This is a genomic window from Streptococcus sp. DFI.7.26 (assembly GCF_022240605.1).
GTDB lineage: Bacteria > Bacillota > Bacilli > Lactobacillales > Streptococcaceae > Streptococcus > Streptococcus xiaochunlingii.
The window spans coordinates 1-259 of record NZ_JAKOGN010000069.1 but is presented as its reverse complement, the minus strand read 5'-3'; the positions used below and the strand labels follow the sequence as shown (position 1 = coordinate 259).

At 65.6% G+C, this 259-nt stretch carries 1 protein-coding gene; it reads right to left on the bottom strand.

The genetic code is table 11. From position 1 onward, the window contains the following. Positions 1–259 (bottom strand): hypothetical protein (locus L0M85_RS09955; protein WP_238656952.1); only part of this gene is annotated, 259 nt, incomplete at both ends.

Below are 259 nucleotides of genomic sequence, written 5' to 3'. Positions count from 1 at the left end.
CGCCTGCGTCATAACGATAGCGCGAGACGACTTGGCTGTCCCCGTTCGGTGCGGTCAGCGTCACGCTTTCGCGCAGGCCGCTGCGATCGTTCGCCATGACGATCAACATGCCGTCGGAGCGGGTCAGCCTGATCGGCAACCCGCCCTCGTCGCGGTCGATCGCGGCTCGGTTGCCGTGAAGGTCGCACAGGCTCGCGAGCAGGAAGACACCGTCCCGGAACGCCTTGAAAGTGAAGATCAGCCCGCGATTGCGCAGGGC